Origin of the sequence: Thalassospira sp. A40-3, from assembly GCF_015871485.1 — a bacterium.
Taxonomy (GTDB): Bacteria; Pseudomonadota; Alphaproteobacteria; order Rhodospirillales; family Thalassospiraceae; genus Thalassospira; species Thalassospira tepidiphila.
On sequence record NZ_CP065428.1, the window covers coordinates 1,215,001 to 1,234,859 of the forward strand.

General features: G+C 52.1%; 13 protein-coding genes, 1 tRNA gene and 2 rRNA genes (1 of these 16 running past the window's edge). 8 read left to right on the forward strand and 8 right to left on the reverse strand.

All coding sequences use genetic code 11. The features are described 5' to 3' along the window. The 3 genes from IT893_RS05445 to IT893_RS05455 form a co-directional block, all read left to right on the forward strand. A 23S ribosomal RNA gene (locus IT893_RS05445) occupies positions 1-953 on the forward strand; it begins 1,793 nt to the left of the window's first position. A gap of 136 nt (positions 954-1,089) precedes the next feature. Beyond that, positions 1,090-1,204: ribosomal RNA gene (gene rrf / locus IT893_RS05450) — 5S ribosomal RNA — on the forward strand. 107 nt (positions 1,205-1,311) lie between these two features. After that, positions 1,312-1,388: transfer RNA gene (locus tag IT893_RS05455), tRNA-Met, on the forward strand. A gap of 306 nt (positions 1,389-1,694) precedes the next feature. Here the strand turns inward: IT893_RS05455 and IT893_RS05460 are convergent. The 5 genes from IT893_RS05460 to IT893_RS05480 all read right to left on the reverse strand — a co-directional run bounded on the left by IT893_RS05460 (position 1,695) and on the right by IT893_RS05480 (position 7,205). Beyond that, the gene (locus IT893_RS05460) at positions 1,695-2,837 is read right to left on the reverse strand and encodes an amidohydrolase family protein (RefSeq protein ID WP_197147104.1); all 1,143 of its coding nucleotides are present in this window, start codon (positions 2,835-2,837) and stop codon (positions 1,695-1,697) included. Between the two features lie 315 nt (positions 2,838-3,152). Then, positions 3,153-3,824 carry an isoprenylcysteine carboxylmethyltransferase family protein gene (locus IT893_RS05465; protein ID WP_197147105.1) on the reverse strand — a complete coding sequence of 224 codons (672 nt, stop codon included), beginning with the start codon at positions 3,822-3,824 and terminating at the stop codon, positions 3,153-3,155. Positions 3,825-3,933: 109 nt separating this feature from the next. After that, positions 3,934-4,821: a hypothetical protein gene (locus tag IT893_RS05470; RefSeq protein ID WP_197147106.1), complete on the reverse strand. Its 888-nt coding sequence runs from the start codon at positions 4,819-4,821 to the stop codon at positions 3,934-3,936. Between the two features lie 168 nt (positions 4,822-4,989). Beyond that, complete coding sequence (locus IT893_RS05475) at positions 4,990-6,231, reverse strand: HAD family hydrolase (protein WP_197147107.1); 1,242 nt, start codon at positions 6,229-6,231, stop codon at positions 4,990-4,992. A 2-nt stretch (positions 6,232-6,233) separates the two neighbouring features. Then, on the reverse strand, positions 6,234-7,205 hold the full coding sequence (locus tag IT893_RS05480; protein ID WP_197147108.1) for a DNA-processing protein DprA: 972 nt from the start codon (positions 7,203-7,205) through the stop codon (positions 6,234-6,236). 432 nt (positions 7,206-7,637) lie between these two features. On the opposite strand from IT893_RS05480, the gene IT893_RS05485 reads away from it, so the two are divergent. Together IT893_RS05485 and IT893_RS05490 are read left to right on the forward strand one after the other, a co-directional pair. Continuing rightward, the gene (locus tag IT893_RS05485) at positions 7,638-8,468 is read left to right on the forward strand and encodes a phosphodiester glycosidase family protein (RefSeq protein WP_197147109.1); all 831 of its coding nucleotides are present in this window, start codon (positions 7,638-7,640) and stop codon (positions 8,466-8,468) included. Positions 8,469-8,484: 16 nt separating this feature from the next. Further along, entirely contained in the window at positions 8,485-9,378 is an 894-nt protein-coding gene (locus IT893_RS05490) for a hypothetical protein (protein WP_197147110.1), read from the forward strand. 137 nt (positions 9,379-9,515) lie between these two features. Here IT893_RS05490 and katG read toward each other — a convergent pair whose 3' ends face one another. Continuing rightward, positions 9,516-11,699, reverse strand: coding sequence for a catalase/peroxidase HPI (gene katG / locus IT893_RS05495; RefSeq protein WP_064781693.1), 2,184 nt, complete (start codon positions 11,697-11,699; stop codon positions 9,516-9,518). 504 nt (positions 11,700-12,203) lie between these two features. Here katG and IT893_RS05500 point away from each other — a divergent pair. The 3 genes from IT893_RS05500 (at position 12,204) to IT893_RS05510 (ending at position 14,981) form a co-directional block, all read left to right on the forward strand. Next, the gene (locus IT893_RS05500) at positions 12,204-13,214 is read left to right on the forward strand and encodes a cation diffusion facilitator family transporter (RefSeq protein ID WP_197147111.1); all 1,011 of its coding nucleotides are present in this window, start codon (positions 12,204-12,206) and stop codon (positions 13,212-13,214) included. Positions 13,215-13,323: 109 nt separating this feature from the next. Continuing rightward, complete coding sequence (locus tag IT893_RS05505) at positions 13,324-14,256, forward strand: 2-dehydro-3-deoxygalactonokinase (RefSeq protein WP_197147112.1); 933 nt, start codon at positions 13,324-13,326, stop codon at positions 14,254-14,256. A 65-nt stretch (positions 14,257-14,321) separates the two neighbouring features. Next, complete coding sequence (locus IT893_RS05510; protein ID WP_197147113.1) at positions 14,322-14,981, forward strand: 2-dehydro-3-deoxy-6-phosphogalactonate aldolase; 660 nt, start codon at positions 14,322-14,324, stop codon at positions 14,979-14,981. Between the two features lie 243 nt (positions 14,982-15,224). On the opposite strand, the gene IT893_RS05515 is transcribed toward IT893_RS05510, so the two are convergent. Next, positions 15,225-17,753 (reverse strand): tectonin domain-containing protein, encoded by a 2,529-nt coding sequence (locus tag IT893_RS05515; protein WP_197147114.1) that lies wholly within the window; start codon positions 17,751-17,753, stop codon positions 15,225-15,227. Positions 17,754-17,776: 23 nt separating this feature from the next. Continuing rightward, positions 17,777-19,564, reverse strand: coding sequence for a type II and III secretion system protein (locus IT893_RS05520; protein WP_197147115.1), 1,788 nt, complete (start codon positions 19,562-19,564; stop codon positions 17,777-17,779). Positions 19,565-19,859: the final 295 nt, after the last annotated feature.

Sequence of the window (19,859 nt, forward strand, 5' to 3'; positions counted from 1 at the left end):
GAAATTCCTTGTCGGGTAAGTTCCGACCTGCACGAATGGCGTAACGACTTCCCCACTGTCTCCAACACCAACTCAGCGAAATTGAATTCTCCGTGAAGATGCGGAGTACCCGCGGTCAGACGGAAAGACCCCGTGCACCTTTACTACAGCTTTGCAGTGGTATCAGGATGTGAATGTGCAGAATAGGTGGGAGGCTTTGAAGCCATGGCGCCAGCCATGGTGGAGCCACCTTTGAGATACCACCCTTTTGCTTCCTGATATCTAACCGAGGTCCGTTATCCGGATCCGGGACCCTGCATGGCGGGTAGTTTGACTGGGGCGGTCGCCTCCCAAAGAGTAACGGAGGCGCGCGATGGTAGGCTCAGGCTGGTCGGACATCAGCTTAAGAGTGCAATGGCAAAAGCCTGCCTGACTGCGAGACTGACAAGTCGAGCAGAGACGAAAGTCGGTCATAGTGATCCGGTGGTCCCGCGTGGAAGGGCCATCGCTCAACGGATAAAAGGTACGCCGGGGATAACAGGCTGATACTCCCCAAGAGTCCACATCGACGGGAGTGTTTGGCACCTCGATGTCGGCTCATCACATCCTGGGGCTGGAGCAGGTCCCAAGGGTTTGGCTGTTCGCCAATAAAGTGGTACGTGAGCTGGGTTTAGAACGTCGTGAGACAGTTCGGTCCCTATCTGCCGTGGGCGTAGGATACTTGAGAAGAGCTGTCCCTAGTACGAGAGGACCGGGATGGACGCACCTCTGGTGTACCGGTTGTTCCGCCAGGAGCATCGCCGGGTAGCTAAGTGCGGAAGGGATAACCGCTGAAAGCATCTAAGCGGGAAGCCCCCTTCAAGACTAGGTATCCCTATCAGATCCCTGGAAGACCACCAGGTTGATAGGCTGGGTGTGGAAGCGTGGCAACACGTGAAGCTAACCAGTACTAATTGATCGATCGGCTTGATTGATCCCTCTTGCTACTGATCTGCATATGACTTGCGCAGCGGTAAAATCAGCAAGACCAATACGTCACAACAATAAATAGTTCGCAACTCAACATCACGATCTCATAAGATCTCCGATCTCTTCGCTGTGTTTGGACGGCCCGGTGGCCATAGCGGCCGGGAACCACCTGATCCCATCCCGAACTCAGAAGTGAAACCAGCCTGCGCCGATGGTACTTTGTCTTAAGGCACGGGAGAGTAGGTCACCGCCGGGCCTTCCAAATACAGCAACTCATATTCCCTATAAACACACCCAAACATCCAACGCCGCATCATCCCAGACGCGGCGTTATCTGTTTAAACAACAGAATACACCCACTGACGCGGGGTGGAGCAGCCCGGTAGCTCGTCAGGCTCATAACCTGAAGGTCGCAGGTTCAAATCCTGCCCCCGCAACCAACATTAATAAAGCTCGCCCTTGTGGCGGGCTTTTTTAATGTTCGATTATCGGGTGCATATGGATTGGAACATCGCAAACAGGCCTATGCCTGTTTGCAGGTTCTTTGCGTAGGCCATAGGCCGGAGTTGGCGGAGCCCATAGGGCGCAGACTAATCCTGCCCCCGCAACCACTTCTTGTATAAGTCGCTTCTTTGCGAAATATAACAACGCCCTAAATCAAAACACCCCGCTTGGCGAACCTGAGCGGGGTGTTTGTCTTTGCTGTAGCCTTGTTTGGTAAAGGCGTGTGGGTTTGAGGAGAGGTCTCAGACCTTTATACCGAACAGTTTTTGCGCATTCCGGAAGGCAATTTTTTCCTTGGCTTCACGGGGCAGATCCACTGCCTTAAACCAGTCGGTTCCCTGCTTCATGTCTGCAAACGGATAATCGGTTCCAAACATCACACGATCCACACTGATGTATTTCAACAAAAGATGAAGCAGTTCATCCTGGAAAAATGCGCTGGTCGTGTACCAGAAATTGTCATTGAAGTACTGGCCGATGGGCTTGTTCAGGGAGCCTTCGGTCACGTCGCCCAAATCTTCGACGATACGCTCAAAGAAGAACGGAAGGCCTTCTCCCATATGGCCGATGATCATTTGCAGTTTGGGGAACCTGTCGAACGTTCCTGTCATGATCAGTCGAAGACATTGCGTAAGCACCTCCTGATGCCAACCATATCCGGAACCACTGAGAATATAGTCCTGATATTCGTCATTATATCCTGGCCGCATGATGCGGTAGTAAATGTCGAAGACTTCCTTGGGCGGGAAACCCGGATGCAGGTATATCGGGACATCAAGTGCCTCGGCCCGCGCCAGAAGGGGTTCAAAATCGGGATGGTCGAGAAACTTTTTGCCGATGAAGCCATTGGTCATGGCGCCGACAAAGCCATCTTCGCGAACGGCGCGTTCCAGTTCGTCGGCTGATGCGGCCGGGTCCTGTAGCGGCAGGGTTGCATAGGCCTGGAACCGCCCCGGATAGGTGACCATCGGGCCTGTGGCAATCATCTTGTTGAGGCGATAGGCAAAATCGATGCCTTCCTGACCAGCGAGATCCTGCACACCGGGTGTATGTGCCGAGAGGATCTGCATATTGATCCCTGCCTGATCCATGTCACCGATGCGGCCGGGGCCAAGTTCGGCAAGACCGGTTTCCCTGAGATATTCCACGTGATCATCGTTAATCGCATTCAGCGCGATCAGTTCGTCGGTGGTATAGGTCTCTTCGGTGGCGATAAAGGGCAGGTCCTGGTCTCGCAAGGCAATGGTCGATTTTACTGCCGCAGTGGTGTTGGCGGCATTGGCGGGTGCGGCCAATCCGGCACCAACACCAATGGCCGCAGCACCACTTAGAAAGCTGCGGCGTCCTATTGCTAGGTTCCCTTGGTGATTTTCGGTCGGTTTCATATCAATTTCTACTCCGCTATTACGTTGTGTGGTTCGGGGGCTTTCGTCATCATCGTTCTTGGGATCGAACATTGGTGACGGCAGCCCGGTAGGCCTAAAACCAATGGAAAGGGCAGGCGCTTCACTCAGACGGCCTTGTGTGGATCGACTTATGCGCGTCCACGTCTGGGCAAATATCGGATCAACAGGCAAAAGGCCTGCTATTGCTGGGGGTGGGGGCAGATCGCAACATCGTCGCGCGGGATAAAAGACAAGCTGTTTTTCAGCCGCTCAACCGCGTCGGGCTAAGCGGGACACCCTATTTAGGTTTGGCACCTAGGGCAGATAGATCACAGGTGTCAGCCATCCCTTTTCCTGCATCACTTTGATGCCTTCCAATACCGGTCCAGCAGCCAGAAACCACATCGCATCGCGCGTCGTGGTTAAAAACAGTGACGGCTTGCACAGCAGTGTTTCTTTATCCCGCCAGCGAAACCAGGTCGGCCGAAAACGCGGCACAGTATTGGTATAGCGCAGGAATGCCTTGCCAAAGCGTTCTGATAACAGCACCTCTTCTTGCAAGACCACATTGCGAAACACCATCCAGCACACGCCCGCAAACAAACTGGCGAGCACGATGCTGCCGGTCTGGGCTCCGACACCAAACGCCCCGATTATGCTGAAGAGATAAAGTGGATTACGGCAGCTTGAATAAGGCCCGGTGGTGACAAGCTCTGTGTTCTTGCGCCCGCCGATATAAAGGGAGCACCAGCCACGTCCGATGATGCATACGTAAATCGCAAATAGCCCAACGGCTTCGATCATGTCGTGAAGCGCGCTCTGCCGATCGGTCAAGGACCGAGATCCGGCAACGAGTACCAGAAGAACCACAACACCAAGCCGAAGAATACGTTTTCTTCGGCGCTGTATGGTTCGCATGCCGGCGTCATCCGGGGGCGTTCCCGACACCGCATTACCGGCAAAACGGAGTGCTGTAGGGGGGATCATAAAGTTCACTCTTGCCACAAATCAAACTGCGGTAACTTCTATCGTTAACAGGTTGATTGTGGCGTCCAGTGCTTCACATCCGGTCGTTCGGTTGCAAACTCAAACTTACTCACTCCCCCTCAACCACCCCATCGACAACACCAGCCTCCATCAGCTCTGCCACCTCCGGGAACCAGATCCCGGAATGCGGGGCGAGGAAGACTTGCTTAAGGAAACTCTCGGCAATGCCCTGGCTGCGATAGAAGGTGATTTCCTTTTCCTGCTGGCCCTTGATGTCATAAAGCGGGACGGGGTAGTCGAGATCGATCTTGTATTGATGAAAGCCCAGCCGGGCGTTCGGGCCAAGGTAACGCTTGGCGCCACCGATAAAGGCGGTTGTGCAGGCGGAACTGCAGGCCTCATAAACATAGGTGTCCAAGCCCCGATCGCGGATCAGCAAGCCGACACCGCGCCCCTCATAGACATGCCCGCCATCACTATGCAGGACGATGCCGGTGATACCCGGATTTTGATCGAGCAAGGCGGCCAAGCGCTGCGCCATGCCAAGGGTAAAGGTGCCAGTGATGTAAATGCGGGTGTTATCGGGGCTGAGGGTCAGCGCATACTGGCTGGCGCGGGCATCTTCAAGCTCGGTCAGGTTGACCGGAATAAACCGCTCCGGGGCAAGCGCACGGAAAGATGCCGCGATGCTGAGTACGGTAAAGACCAGAGAAAGCCCGATCACCCCATAACTCACAACAGTCCAGATGTTGGCAAGAATGCTTGATTGATGTTGGGTGGCGCGCAGCACCCCAACCACCTGCCAGACAAAAACAACGCCATGAAAAAGAAGGATAAACGCAACCGTCGCGATCAGCGCCGGAACGCGATCAGGGATATAGGGCGGGAGCGTGTAGCGATCGGCAAACAGGATCAGGGCACGGATCAGGATCAGGTTGACGAACAGCGCGAATAACAGCGCGTGCTTTCCCTGCCAGTGATCCCGGATGTATGCCAAGTAATCTTTCCCCTAGACGGTTAATTTCTTGGTTTTATATGTATTTTTAGTGCTGTTCTGAAAAAGCCGATCTGTATAGTCGAATTGAATAATATGTGTGTGGAACACAGAGATTCTGAAGCGAGCCCTTCAATATTCCTTTCTTTGGCAGAAAAGTATAATTCGTTTCTATGGCCAATCCCAATTTTGATAGCGACTAAATGATTCGGCAACGCTTTTGGGAGCATTAGGGTTGGAAATATGAGTGTCAAAACTACGTAATCTATATTTCACTTGCTCTGGTGAGTACGGGGAGTATGGTTTCTTAATCTCCGGAGCGAGTTGTCTTATTTGCTGAAAATCATTGTTTCCTGGGGTTTTCAGCCACGTAACAGCAATCATTTCTGCTCCAGTGGCCTCAATAAATGAACGAGCAGCCTCGCTTGAGAACCCCTGCGTACAGATGTCATCAATCAATAGAACCTTCTTGCCCTTTTTTAAAGGCGGGCTCTTGTATCGCAACTGCTTTGGCCCGGTTCTAACAGGATCCCGGCGTAAGCATATTGTTGAAAGCTGATTTCTGTGATCTGGCGCTATTCCTTGTTTTCTAAGCAACTGCGATTTTTGTGCATCTGTGTGCCGTATTATAAGATCATCTAGGTATTGCGCTTGAAGTGATCCTGAAACAACTTTCAAGGCATTCGTCAAAAGTGTTTTTTGTGAAGTAGTTTTATGCCCTGGGTAAGGAGTGACGTAGTTTACTTCTGCTCCCAAACCGGAAAAATGTAACCGCGCGGCCATAACCAAGCCCCAGAACCTTAGGTCTCCGATACTAAATTTGGTAGCTGATTTTGCGCTACTTGAGTAGCCAGCAGCTTCGGGATATCGCTTCGAGAACTCAGCTAAGGGGGCTATTGAATATATCCGTAAGCCTTCTTCCTCGATTTTCCAAAACCAATCTTCTGGGTCGCAGCAACAATCAATAAATTTACCTATCTCTAAAGGTGACGCAAAGTCGAAACCATATTTACTGTTCTGCGCGTGCCAATTTGCATTCAGGAATAATAAGCCTCCGTTTCGGGCAGCCTGCATATCATGATCTGTACTACCTACGTAAACGGCCTCTTGTTTAGAAACGCCATAATTATCAAGAACGGTCTTCATGGCCTGCGGGCGTTGTTTATAAGGAATGTGAACGCCGCCCTGAAAGTATGGGATTTCGGTGCCGACAAGTTCTGAAATAAACTGTTGAAATGATTTGTTGGCAGGGCGAACAGTCCAGTGACTATTGCTGACTAAGGCGATATCTATTCCTTTTGAAACAAGAAATTTGAATAGTTTTACTGTTTCAGAAAGCTTTTCATTGTCGATAGTGCCTTTTGAAACTAGTACGTCTCTCAGAGAAAAAATTACTAATTTGAGTGAATGCATAATTAAATCCCTTCGAATAGATTTTGTTGGATAGGCTCTTCGATATTTCGCTTTTGTAGAGCTTCCCTTACAAATTCTCGAAATTTCTCTTCCTCTCCTGGGATTGCAAACTCACAAAAGTTTGGGGCCGTAATACTCGGTGGTGTAAGGCCTCCACCTGGAGAGTAAACACTGAGTGTTGCAATTGCCCTTTTTAGCTTCTTCGCATATTGGACAGTGTGCGCAGTACCACTCTTTGCTGCCCATTCTGTAGGGATAAGCACCTTAGCCAATGCAGCTTGAAGTCTATTCCTCCGAACAAAGTTCTTGGCGCTATATGTCTCGTTTGGGAGGTACTCTGTTATTATCGCTCCTCCATTGCGAACAATGTTGCGACGCAGTTCTGATGCATTCTTGGGATAGTCAGAAAAAATTCCCGTTCCAAGTACCGCGATGGTAGGAAGGTTTGCTTCAATACTGGCTACATGTATTTTTTGGTCAATCCCAAGAGCCAATCCACTCACCGTCGGGCAACCCCAATAATTCAGACAAAGTCCAACGTACTCGGTTACCCATAAGCCTTTGTCACTTGGAGAACGAGTGCCGACGACTGCGATTGATGGTTCGCTCAGAACGCTCAGGCTTCCCTGAACGAACAGCCAATGTGGCGCATCCGAAAGGTCCAGCAGCGATTTAGGGAACATTGGGTGGGATCGATCTATGACCTGCACCTGCGCTTCGTTTAGATCGCTTAGCAATTTTCGAGAGCGAGTTAGTATTCGCTCTCGAATACTTGCCCAGTCGGAGACAGACTCCGTTGCTATACGCGCCCCATTTGAGCGCAATACATCCGCGGCTTCTTTGGAGCTGTTGAGATCGACGATGTCGGAAAAGGGTATCTGCTTCTCAGCTATCGAGCGCAAAGTTTCATAGCCCACGCCCTGAATAGCAGATAGAGCGAGAAAGCACTGAATGTTGTAGTTTGGGCTAAGCATTTATGGCTCAACTAAGGCATTCGGAAATTGCAAAGAGGCGGCTAGAATACGCTAAGATAGAACGTTAAAGCTAGATATTTGGCAAGCAAAGTTAATTCTGTCGGACAATATCGTTATAGAAAACAAAACACCCCCAGTCTCACAACCGGGGGTGTTCTCATTTTGAAGCCGTAAAGCCCCAAATCACATCAGGCGATCAGCCCTCACGCCACATCAAAACTATCGGAGTTCATGACTTTCACGCACACGGACCATAAGAGCGGGAGCTGTCCCCTTTTCGTCGTGAGTACCTATAGATCGTCAGTGAATTTGAAACAAAATCAATGATTTCATGTAACCAATAATATTGCTGGTCTGTGTTGAATTGTAACCTTCCATAATCAATTCAAGGTGGTAATATGGTGCCTCTTGTTGTTAGGGGGGGGGCAGTGGATGGCCGTCTTATTGAAATCCATATACTTCGTTAGTTTTGCCCTATTGATGGTCTTGATAAACACAAGTGTTTCTGGCGAAACCTTGTCCAATAATATGCTTCAGACAAAGACCTTTGATGTGGAAGAGACCGAGCAATTACTACAGGTGTGGTCGCTACCAAATGATGATCAGAATAATGGCATTCTGTCTTTGGTGGCCGTGACGGCGAGGTCTCCGATACCGAACTTCGAAGTTATAGATGTACGTAAGGAAGGTAGAATATTCACTCTTCTTGGTGAATTGAAGTGTCGGTCGCCAGTGGCACTTTCAAATGGTGGTTTCTACTTCGAAGATGACGCGGGATTTCCTCAGCCATTGGGATTAGTTATTAGTGCAGGGCAAAAGAAGAATGATTTTCGGCGACGTAAATTTGGAGGATTTGCCGTTTTGAATAAACAACGGGTAGATATTATTCCCGTTGATTCCGTTTCTGCGGCGCGGGAGGCGTATCAAGCAATACAGTCATCTCCAATCCTAGTGTACAGAGGCCAAAACGATATGTTTTCTGATCGCGAGGTGAAGTTCAATAGGACAGCTATCGGTATTACTGATTCTGGAAATGTTGTCTTGTTGGGGGCATTCAGACCAAGAGGAAGTGCTGTTTCACTTTATGAGTTTGCTGAATTGATTGTGTCATTAAAGTTACACGGGGGTCCGCGAATTGAAGCGGCTCTAGCCTTGGATGGTGGTCCCAGTAGTCAGATAATAATCCCAGAAACGGGAGATATATTTGGTTATGACGGTCCGAATTACTTGCCAAATGCTATTTGCCTGAATGTTCTCCAATAAAGAATAAGGAACTTTCATGTCAGTCGAGAATGACAACGATGATTCTGGGGGACGAGGAGGGATTACTCGTATCGTTCTGAAATTCGTTGTGGTGTCAGCCTTGGGTGTAGCGAGTTTCGCATTTTTCGAGCCATTGAAGACTATAACTAAAAACTATCTCTGGCCTGAAAATATCGAATTACATGAAACAGCGAGCGGCATAGTGGGGGTTGCTCAGGGGTATCAATTTTCGTTGGTCAATAAGTCATCCGTTGCAGGCATCTCCGGAGGGGCAATCCTATTTGTTCCTCAGGGGCAAGGGATCGAGGTTGTTGGAAAGTCTAAGTTTATTATAGAGCCGTCAAACGGCTCCGTTTCAGTGCCGAGTTCAGAAAAACTTATGATTATAACTCGTCGAGAAGGTGAGCATCGTTTGCTAGCCAAGATCGAGACCCAACGAGGTGCAAAGTTTGAGGGAGAGGTTATAATTCACTCAAAACCCCGCTCCTTAGTTACCACAGATGACTATTCGGGGGTATGGGATGTGTTGCTAAATGAGGTTTCTGGAACAATGAAAATTGAACAGACTTCCCCTTCGGACAGACATTTCGGCGGAAGAATAACCCTCTCCGATGGAACGCACCTGAATATCAGCCCGTCAGCTAGTAAGTGGGATGGAAGAACAATCGTAATTTGGGCTACTAACGAGTTTGGGGATGAATATAGTTTTCAGTCTAGGAAGTGTAGATTGGAGATAGACGACAAATATTGGGTGTTTGCTCATGGTGACTATAAGGTACACCTTAAAAATGGTGGATCAAAGGACCTTGAATACAATTTTTCTACCTATGTAGAAAAATGCCCTGGAAGTGAGAGCGTTAGTCCACGGGAAAATAGTGGTAGTTTCTTTGCGAGAGTAGCTTCTCGATAGTTTATTTCTGCTGACTGTTATGATTTGAAGTCCACTAATGAACGAAATATAAAAAACACCCCCGGCCTGACGACCGGGGGTGTTCTCATTCCGAAGCTCAAAAGCTCCAATCCAAATCACATCAAGTCATCAGCCCCTCACGCCAGATCAAAACGATCTGCGTTCATGACTTTGGTCCAGGCGGCGACGAAGTCTTTGACGAACTTCTCGTGGTTGTCGTCCTGGGCGTAGACCTCTGCGTAAGCACGCAGGATGGAGTTGGAACCAAACACCAGATCCACGCGGGTGGCGGTGTATTTGGTTTCGCCGGACTTGCGATCAACGATGTTGTACAGGTTGTCGCCCGCCGGTTTCCAGCTGTAGCCCATGTCGGTCAGGTTGACGAAGAAGTCATTCGACAGCACACCAACCCGATCCGTGAAGACACCGTGTTTGGTGCCGCCATGGTTGGTGCCGAGCGCCCGCATTCCACCGATCAGGCAGGTCATTTCATGCGCGGTCAGGCCCATGAGCTGTGCACGGTCGAGCAGCATTTCTTCCGGTGAGACGACATAGTCCTTTTTCGACCAGTTGCGGAAACCATCCGCCAGTGGTTCGAGGACATCGAAGCTATCCGCATCAGTCATTTCATCGGTCGCATCCCCGCGGCCCGGTGCGAACGGGACGGTGATGTTAACCCCGGCATCCTTCGCGGCCTTTTCAACCGCAGCCGTACCGGCGAGCACGATGAGATCGGCAATCGAGACTTTCTTGGCAAGACCAGCCTGGAAGTCTTCGAGTGCCTTCAGAACCTTAGCAAGGCGTGCGGGTTCGTTGCCTTCCCAGTCCTTCTGCGGGGCAAGACGGATGCGTGCGCCATTGGCACCACCACGGCGGTCAGAGCCACGGAAGGTGCGGGCACTGTCCCACGCGGTGTTGATCAGATCGGTCGCGGAGACACCAAGACCCAACAGCTTGGATTTGAGATCGGCGATCTCGGACTCGCTCAGCGTGTAATCAACTGAGGGGATCGGGTCCTGCCAGATCAGGTCTTCTTTCGGCACATCCGGGCCGAGATAGCAGGCCTTCGGGCCCATATCACGGTGGGTCAGTTTGAACCATGCACGGGCAAAGCAATCGGAGAAGTATTCAAAGTCATTATTGAATTTCTCGATGATGGCGCGATAGGTCGGGTCCATCTTCATCGCCATGTCGGCATCGGTCATGATCGGCATGCGGCGGATCGACGGGTCTTCGACATCAACCGGCATGTCTTCTTCCTTGATGCCGATCGGTTCCCACTGGTTGGCACCGGCCGGGCTTTTCTTGAGCTCCCACTCATAACCCAGCAAAAGCTTGCAATAGCCGTTATCCCACTTGGTCGGGTGGGTGGTCCAGGCACCTTCGATGCCTGAGGTCACAGTATCGCGGCCAATGCCACGCTTGGTGTGGTTCATCCAGCCAAAGCCCTGTTCATGGACATCGGCGGCTTCGGGTTCGGCCTCAAGCAGGGATGCATCGCCATTGCCGTGTGTCTTACCAACCGTATGACCACCGACGGTGAGGGCCGCGGTTTCTTCGTCATCCATTGCCATGCGGGCAAAGGTTTCACGCACCTGGGCGGCGGTCTTGAGCGGGTCGGGTTGACCATTGACGCCTTCCGGGTTCACATAGATCAGGCCCATCTGGACTGCTGCAAGCGGGTTTTCCATGGTGTCGGGCTTGGAGACATCGTCATAACGATTGTCAGATGGTGCCAGCCATTCGCGTTCGGCACCCCAATAGGTGTCCTTTTCCGGGTGCCAGATATCTTCGCGGCCACCGGCAAAGCCAAAGACCTTAAGGCCCATTGATTCATAGGCCATGGTGCCGGCGAGAATGATCAGGTCGGCCCAGGAAAGCTTGTTGCCGTATTTCTTTTTGATCGGCCAGAGAAGACGGCGCGCCTTATCAAGGTTGGTGTTATCAGGCCAGGAGTTCAGCGGGGCGAAACGAAGGTTGCCCTTGCCGCCGCCACCACGGCCATCGGCCAAGCGGTACGAGCCGGCAGAGTGCCAAGCCATACGGATCATCAGCCCGCCATAATGGCCCCAGTCGGCCGGCCACCAGTCCTGACTGTCGGTCATGAGATTTTTGATGTCGGTCTTGACCGCTTCAAGGTCGAGCTTTTTGAATTCTTCGGCATAGTTGAAGTCTTCACCATAGGGGTTCACCTTGGTGTCGTGCTGGTGAAGAATGTCGAGATTAAGCGTCTTTGGCCACCAGTCGCTTACTGATTTGCCCGTCTCGGTCATGCCACCATGCATTACCGGACATTTCCCTGCGGTATGTTTTCCGTCCATTTTTTCTCTCTCCGTCGTGGCTGAGATGTTTTAAACAGCTACTGGACCCGTATCGCGTGTATCGCGCGGTCGTGGGACGCGTTGGTGTGTTGCGTCCGTTTGTTGTTTCTCCCTGATCTAGTTTAACCAAAACCAGCACGATGAAACCAGAAGTTATACGTGACGGTTTCATGTTGAAGGTAATCATCAACTCAGGGATCGCAATGCGACACGGGGTAATCAATTTTGGCAACGGGTTTCCCATCGCTTTGAGAAGGCTAACAACGATACAGGTAATAGGGGAAATAGTTATTTCATGTGTTTTCGATAGTTTTTATCGATGATTTGGTCTGGAGCGGTGAAGGTGCCGGTTTTGGCCGGAGGTGGTTGGAGCCGTGACATTTACAATCAGTCGGGTAGACTGTGTTCGAGTTCACAGTCTTAAGGCCTTAAACATGCGGGGTTTTCCTGATCCCGTATGTTGCCAGGCCAAATCATCGCCCCACAGAAAGCGGAAATCCCCATATGTCTCATTCTTCAAAAGGTGCCATCTATATGGCGGCAGCGGCCAATTTGCTGATTGCTGTCGCCAAGTTTGGCGGGGCGGCGATTACCGGATCGGCCGCGATGATGTCGGAAGGCATTCATTCGCTTGTCGATACCGGCAATCAGGGGCTGTTGCTTTTGGGTTTGAAGCTTTCGACCCGTGAACCCGATGAACGGCATCCGCTGGGCTATGGCAAGGAAACCTATTTCTGGTCGTTCCTTGTGGCGGTGATGATTTTTGGCCTTGGTGCTGGCGTTTCGATCTGGGAAGGGGTGGACAAGGTTATTCATCCGCATGCGCTTGATGTGCATGTGGTGGCAACATTTGGCGGGTTTGATATCCGCACCTATCACGTCGTGTTTTCGATCCTGGTCATCGCGATTGTGCTTGAGGGCTTGGCGTTTCGCACGGCCTATATCACCTTCCGGGCACAGCAACCCAACGTACCGCTGATCAAGGCGGTGCGCAGCAGCAAGGACCCGACCGTGTTTGTCATCCTGTTTGAGGATTCAGCAGCGCTTTTGGGCCTTGTGGTGGCGTGTGTCGGGATTGCGGCGGCGTATTTGCTTGAAATGCCGGTTCTCGATGGTTTGGCATCGGTGATGATCGGGCTCATTCTGGCGGTGACGGCCTTTATGCTGGCGGTTGAGTGCAAGGGGCTTTTGATCGGTGAAAGTGCCAACAGCCAAAGCCGCAAGAAGATCAATGATATGGTTGCCGCCATTCCAGGCATTCTTAAGGTCAACGAGATCATCACCCTGCATCACGGGCCGCAAAGCCTGATTGTGTGTGTCAGTGTTGATTTTGAAGATACGGTGACATCGGTCGCATTGGAGGCCGCCGTATCACGGCTTGAAAGCGATATTCGCGCCGAAATTCCCGAAGTATCGAAAGTGTTTATCGAAGCACAGAACTGGCGCGCCCATCAGAAGCTTCTCGATGAATTGGGCAGCGACCCCGATGCCGCCCCCTTGACCCACCCGGCTTAAAGCTTCGGTGCTATTGGCGTGTGCGCTGGTTGCAGTTGAACTGGCGTGCGCGAAATAGTATGAGGAATAAAATCAATAAGGAATTTCAAGGGAAGGGATGCGTTCGAACATGACTAAAAAGATCTTCCCGAGCTGGATCGCGGTTGATTGGGGGACATCAAACCTGCGCCTTTGGGCGATGGATGATACCGCTAACATCCTTGGTTCGGCGGAAAGTCCGCTGGGCATGAATGCGATTGCCGGTGACCCCAAACTTTCGTTTGAGGCGGTCCTGATTGGCTTGATCGAAGATTGGCTGGGCGCTGATCCGGCAAAACTGCCGGTGGTGATTTGCGGCATGGCCGGGGCAAAGCAGGGCTGGCTTGAAGCGCCTTATTGCGATGTGCCGGCACGGCCATCCGATCTGGCCAAGGGGGCGGTAACGCCAAATGTGAGTGATCCTCGCATTTCTGTTTTTATCCTGCCGGGACTTTGTCAGCGCGGTGATCCTGATGTCATGCGCGGCGAGGAGACCCAGCTTGTTGGCTTTATGGCGCAGAACCCGGATTTTTCCGGCTGGGTCTGTTTGCCCGGCACCCATTCGAAATGGGCACAGGTCGCCGATGGCGTGATCAAGGCGTTTCGCACCTATATGAGTGGCGAGGTGTTTGCGTTGCTTTCGCAGCAATCCATCCTGCGTCATTCTGTGGATGATGCCTGGGATGACGTTGCCTTTGCCGACGCCGTGCGCAAGGCATCCGAACAGCCAACCGCCTTCCTGCACAGTCTGTTTACCGTGCGGGCAGGGGCGTTGGTGGCAAAGGGGGAGGCATCGGTTGCCCCGGGGGCCGCGGTTTTGTCAGGCACGGTTATCGGGGCCGAGATTGCCGATGTTTTAAGTCGCCTTGCGCCGGGGGATGACATTGCCCTGATCGGGGCGGGCAAGCTGGCATCGCTTTATCAGGCGGCCTTGGCGGTTCATAACCACAAGGCAACACCGCAGGACGGGGCTGCGATTACGCTTGCCGGGCTGTCACGTGCTTACGGCGTTGTGACAGGCTAAATGCCGATCTATTCAGGCCCCGGATGCATGACATGCGCGCGGCCTTAACAAACAGGAAGACAGTTATGGCTTATCCGACATCCGTCAATGATCAGATCACCGATAGCGCTTCAGGTGCCGGGCATCGCAAACTGATCGCGATCCTGCGCGGCGTGCAGCCCCACGAGGCCGTTGATATGGCGCGCGCGCTTGTCGATGCCGGGATCACGATGATCGAGGTGCCGCTCAATTCCCCCGAACCGCTAAAAAGCATTTCTGCCATGAAAGACGCGGTCGGGAACGCCGCGATGATCGGGGCGGGCACGGTTTTGACAACCGATGATGTTGCCAATGTGAAGGCGGCGAACGGTGAATTCGTCGTATCGCCGAACTGCGATATCGAGGTGATCGCCAAAACCAAGGAAGTTGGTATGGGCTCCTGGCCCGGTGTTCTGACGCCCACCGAATGCTTTGCCGCGATCAAGGCCGGGGCCGACGGGCTTAAGATTTTCCCGGCCAGCATCATCGGGGCAGAGGGCATCAAGGCAATGCGCGCGGTCCTGCCAAAAGATGTGCCGGTTTATGCCGTTGGCGGTGTCGGCCCGGATGATTTTAGCGTCTATGCCAAGGCGGGCTGCGATGGTTTCGGCCTTGGTTCTGGCATCTATAAGCCCGGCATGACGGCGGGTGATGTCTCAAAGGCGGCGATTGCCTATGTCCGCGCGCATGATGCGGTGTTTGGCTAGGCCCATCTGGCGAGACCGAAAACTTCATCGGGATCGATAGCCCATATGCGCTACCAGAGAACCCGGAAATCCGATGTCGTGATTTTATTGGACAGCCAGTAGACAATAGAAAACCCGGCAGGATCATCTGCCGGGTTTTCTTTTACCCGAGGGCTGAAAAGTCCACGGGGTAGGGGCCTGGACGCGAAAGACCTTACCGGTTGCGCATAATTTGAAGTGCAATCGGTTTGGCTGAGGATGCCCCTATTGGCGTGCGCGTTTGATTTCTGGCGCAGTATCGAACGTGATCCATGGCCGGCCGGTCTGATCAACGGTCAGGTGACTGATTTCGATATTGTTGACCTTATCAAAGCTTTGGTTGGCGCTGTTCCATTTTGCCAGGTCATTATTGATGCGGATATAGACAGAACCATCTGCTCCGACGCTGATCGCACTCGCTTCCTGCCCTGTGCTTGGACGACGGACAAAACTACTTCCATCCCATTGACGCACATACCCATCATTATCAATGACCCAGATATCTTGTGCGCGACCAACTGCAACCTTCTCGATATTTACACTCGTCTGGATTTGACGGAAGGTCAGGGAATTGGAGGGTTTGCGGTACAGCTTGTTATCGCCGCTGGCAAAGCTGCATACGACATACAGCGTATCATCTGGTGCAATACCGATATCCTCAATCGTGTTGCACGGATTATCATATTTGCGCAACGAACCGTCAAAATCGCGATACAACCCCTGCAAAGTTGCTGATTGTCCGACATGATTGACATCTGTCCAGATTGCACCGTTGGAATCGACAACAAATCCCTCAATCTCGTAGCTATTCGTGCCTAGAACTGTCTTTTTCGAAACAAAGGTTCGGCGGCGTTCGTCATAGGTATGGAAGCTGCGGGTCTGAGTGCTGTAGGCATAGACAAGTTCATCGTTTCCTGCCTCGATCCAGGCCTCACCGCTTGTGATATCGCCATTATCAAGGGTATCAAAGCGCATGTTTTTGGAAAATGTAATCGCAGACGGGCTATCTGAAACCGGACTTTCACTTGCCCCAGTACCGACCGTATCACCGCTGCTGCGTGCAGCAATCATGCGATCTTCACTTTCATCCCGCTCGAAATAAGACGAGGCAAAAACACTGCCGTCAGTCGCAACAAACCAAGGCAACCCATTCGGGCCACTGGCCACATCACGCGGCTCCTGCCACAGGGTGGTTACCACCTCGAACGTTGACCCATCTTTTTTCAAGCGCATCAAACGACCCTGCTCGGACACAATCCAGACGCGGCCATCCGGGCCGATTGAAATATCGCTCGCCTTTTGCGGCAAAAGCTTGCAGGGAAAGTCATCGCAGCGCTGAACGAAGCCATCGGCATTGATCACCCAGACGTCGCCCTCTGGCGAGACGGCAACATCAACCCCGGTTCCTTGTATACGGTTGAAGCGTTTTCTGGTCTCGTCAAACTTGAAAAGCGTACCGGATGCATCAGCAATCACAACAGTCCCGCCCGATCCAATCGCAATGTTGGAGGCGGTTGCATCCAGTACCTGTTCCCACTTCGCACCGCTATTGAAAAAGACCCTGCCAAGATTGGAAATTCCCCATGGCGTGCCTTCTGGGTCAACCGCAATCCGCACGAGAGATCCCGGGAAGCTCTCAAAATCGCGTCGACTGTTGGACCAGCGCAGGACATTGCCGTCTGAATCAAGTGCGAAGATGCTGCCATCTTTGCCAATGGCAATGCGGTCTGCAGACTTGTTTGTATCAAAGAACGTGATTGGTCCGTCAGCCGTTATCGTTGCTGGATCAATCACACCCCCCCGATCCTGGTTTGGTGGGGTTTCTTCAGCCACTGCAGTTTGTGTCGAAACGTCCGGGGCGGCTATTGATTGCGCAGACTGAACGGGCGCTGACGGAACCTCTGCCGCAATGCTTTCGGAAGTAATCGAACGGGCAGTGATCGGTTTTGCCCGCTGGTTTTCGGCTTCCTCCCCCGTCGATGAAACAGGCTTATTGGTATAGAGATCGCCATCACTCTGAACGGCCCAGACAGCACTGTCAGGTGCGATCACCAAACTGACGACATCATTAATCCCGGCAAGCTTCGTCCATGCGGCATCCGCTTCGCTCAAAAGTCGAATGTCCCCTTCGGGTGTGGCAATTCCGACTTGCCCTATGCCCCCCGCAGCAATATCACGCGCGCGTCCATTCCATGCCTGCCAGCTTTCCCCGTCAAAGGATTGAACTGTGCCGTCAGACGCAACCGCCCAAAGCGTGCCGTCATAATCAAGCGCAAGTCTAACCGCGCTGCCTGTTACCGGACGCCATTCACTGCGTAGATCGTACCATTTGAAAACCGCACCATCGTTTTTGGCGATATAAACATTTCCAAGAGTGTCGGCCGCAACATCGACAACGTCTTCTGCCCGGTTTTCCCACCACAAACCATTATAACGAAACACAGTTCCGTCGTCCGACACCGCCCAAGGGCGATTGCCTTCAGCGGCGGCAATACGTTGCATTTTCCCCGACATCGGACGCCAGCGAACTTCAATACGGTCCCACCGCCATACCGTCCCATCCCGGCCGACCGCATAGGCCTGGCCATCGGCATTCATCGCAATATCTGCCACAGAACCTGATAGCGGCACCCACGGTGCAGATGGCCCGGCAGGTGCTTCCTGTGCTGCGACATGCACGGTATTTGTCACGCCAAGAGCAAACACGAACGTGGCAATTCCCACAAGGGCGAGCTTCATCTTTTCCAAACGCAACGTTCTTTCCAGTTAAAGGCGTGTCACTGCATCAGAATACGTGACTGAACCATGGCGATGTTGTCTTGAACTGTTTCATCTTCATGCCAAGACACAAGATCGACGTCGCCAGAGCGGAATTCTTTGAAGAATTCCTGACCCTGGATTTTGCCAAGAATCTCGTTAAAGGCCGGACGGGGTGTAAACCAATCGTGATGACGTCGATGCAGGCGTTCAAGGTCCTGCTCAAGCGGGGAAAGCTGTTCGATTACAGCATCGCGGCTTTCTTCGGATTGATGGGCGAATTGCGGTCGACGCGGCGTCAGCAGGATCAGAACCGATCGTTCAAATTCACGTTCGGTGCGCTGCGAGAACAGCATGTTGAGTCCCGGAATATCCATCAGCAAAGGCACACCATCGACAGATTTCGATGTTTCGCGTTCGCTTAAGCCCCCAAGAATAAGCGTTTCGTCAAATTTCATGGTGACCGTGGAATTGACGTTGGTCTTTGTCGTATCGAGACGGAACTCAAAGACAACCGAGTTTGAAGGGTCGGTCAAAAAGGTACGTTCGGCCACGACATGAAGGCGTAGCATGTCGTCTGGCAAGATCTCGGGCGTTATCGCCAGTTTGACACCAACCTCTTTTTGGACCGAAACACTATCCCCATTGCCACCGGAAACTGCGGCAGCCAGAATTTCGGTTCCCGAGAAGAATTCGGATGTTTGACCGGTTTGGGCCACCAGGCTTGGCTTTGCAAGCACCTGATTGTCCGCATCGGCAGAGTTGGCAATATTCAATGAATAGGTCACCGCAGGAATAGAGATCATGCGCGTGATGGTCTGGGTGCTCCGCTCATAACCGTCATTGTGGTAATCCTTCACCCGGTTCGAACCGATAGAATAACCAGGGGTACCAGACAGTGGGTCACCGAATTGCAGTTGCAAGCCATTAAGCAAATTGACACCGCGTGAATGACGCACGTCTTCCTGCGTCCCGATCAGGACAACATCAACCACCACCATGGATGTGTCACTAAAGGACCCACCTGCACCTGGAACGTCAACAGTTGGCAACGGCTCCGTACCTCCGCCATACGACGACCCACCGTATGCCGAACCACCATATGCTGAACCGGATCCGCCATAGGATGGCTGCGAAGGTTGGGATGGAAGCGCATAGGGGTCAGCGCTCTGGAATTGCGCCATCAGGACTTTGGCGTCGGTCTCATAAAAACTGTCCCAACCCGACACCCGTCGCTCAAGCATCCTGACCTTGCCGGGATCATCAACAAAATCACGATAGCTTTCGAGGTAATTGCGTGCGGCCGCATCATTCATCGCCGCCAGACTGACAGTCATCGCCTTTACCACATTGGGGTCAGAAGCCTTTTCCGGAGCAATCTCTATCAATTGCTTAAGAGCCCCTTCGGCTGTTTTGGGGTCATGGGCGTAATAGGACGCGGCGGCAAGGTTATAAAGTACATGCGGGTCGTCGCCGTAATGCTGGGCAACGGCGGCAAATTCCATCTGTGCCAGCCCATAGCGACGCTGATCCATGTAAAGATGACCCAGTTGATATTGGGCGACCATATTACCCGGATCGAATTGAAGGGACTGCTTATAGCCCTGTTCTGCCAGTTCGAATTTCGACGCATCACCCGACTTGCCCATCAGGTGATAGACAAACCCGTTCAGGAACTGCAGGTCCGAGTTGGTGATATCCATCTTGAGCGCCACATTTACAAGCCGTGACGCTTCTTCAAATTCGTTCGATTGCAATTTTCCCATCGTGGCATTGACCAGCTCGTGAATAACACTGGTATTGCGCATCGATGCGACTTCAAACCCCTGATCTTTTGTGCCCAGAGATGTATTCGAAGCCGAAAATCCCGTTTCTCCAAGTGTTTGGCAGCCTGCAAGCATCATGATAATCGGTAATGCTGCACCAGAGAGACGCATATTTTTCTTTGAAATCATTCTCGTAAAGCCTTTTGGAGTTTATTGCAGCCACATCAGGCCGCTATACCCCGCTATGTCTAAGCAGTGGTTTCCCGCGAAGGGAAAAAGGAAAAGGAAGCGTGAAAGAAAGGGGGCAACGTTAAAACGTGCCCCCTTTTCAGGCGAG